The organism is Arthrobacter sp. TB 26, assembly GCF_000427315.1.
Classification (GTDB): Bacteria; Actinomycetota; Actinomycetes; order Actinomycetales; family Micrococcaceae; genus Arthrobacter.
The window spans coordinates 1-1,254 of record NZ_AUPJ01000297.1 but is presented as its reverse complement, the minus strand read 5'-3'; the positions used below and the strand labels follow the sequence as shown (position 1 = coordinate 1,254).

General features: G+C 72.0%; 1 pseudogene. It reads right to left on the bottom strand.

Annotated features, from left to right (window positions below):
• Nucleotides 1-462 precede the first annotated feature (462 nt).
• Nucleotides 463-1,254: pseudogene (locus K789_RS25430) on the bottom strand (hypothetical protein); the annotation flags it as partial.

Sequence of the window (1,254 nt, the reverse complement as noted above, 5' to 3'; positions counted from 1 at the left end):
GGGGAGATGCTGCCGGAGCCTGCGTCGCCGTTGGATCCCCCAGCGGACCCAACGACTGCATGCTGTGCCGGAGCCTGCGTCGCCGTTGGATCCCCCAGCGGACCCAACGACTGAATGCTGTACCGGAGCCTGAGTCGCCGTTGGATCCCCCAGCGGACCCAACGACTTCACTCCGGCGTCACAAGACCTTTGCCTGGCGGCGGCGCCCCTAGGGTGGGCGCTCCTCGTGGTGCGGCAGGGGTTTGCGGCGCGCCGGTGGTCCAGCCGGGCGGGCGGCTGCGGGGCGCAGCGCCACGGTAGAGGAAGGCTCGGGTCCCTTGACGGGGGCGGCGGGAGGGGAAAACGGGGTGCCGGAACACCGGCGGCGGACGGTGGCGTCCATCGGGGATCTCCTGAATGACTGTTGGCGGGCGCTCAAGGCAGCCCGATTGGCCGTGCTCTGTGGAGGGCAGAGACGGCTAACTAGTCAGGAGATGAACCGGGGTCAGCTGCGACGGCGGAGTGCACGTGCTGCAGCGGGCCACGGATTGGATCAGCACCGGCGGTGGGAATCACCAGATACGGGCTGGGAAGCCAGGCAGCTCCACTTGCGGGGCCACCGGACGAGAGGGTGGTTCCGGATCCGGAGCCAGGAGCTGCAGGAAGGGCGTCGGGAGCGGGCAGACCTGTCCCGTTGGGCCAAGGGGTGTGGTGGTCCTTGCCGACGGGCGCTGCCGGTGCAGTGCCGCCCGGGGCAGAGCCTGCCGGGGGAGCGCTGCCGGTCTGCTGGACATCGGCTGTCGGCCGGACAGCGGTATCCAGCGCAGGGAGATAGAGGGCGCCGCCAAAGACTTCGGCGGGGACGGCCGTGGTCTCCTGCAAAGCGGCAAGCACGGCGTCGGTGACGTGGCAGTCCGGGGGGACTCCGGATTCTGCGGCGATGACGGGGTCCGGGGGAACGGGACCCGACGCCAGGAGCGCCCCGTCAAGGAGGGCCAGGTCTGGAGCCGCTGCTTCAGCCGGCGGTACCGTGTCCGTGCCCGCGGGGTCCGCCGGCAACGGGTCCGTCACCACCGGGTCGGCAGGCACCGGGTCGGCAGGCACCGGCGCCGGGAGTGCTGGATCGACGACCGGCGCCGTGGGATCCAGGACCGGGCCGGTTACGGGCAGCGTTGGATCAGGCGCGACGACGGGTGGCGTGGAGTCCGGGGCGGGAGCCGGGTAGGTCACTTCCGGGTCCGGCGCGGGCGACGGCGTGGGGCCGGGGCTGGTGGG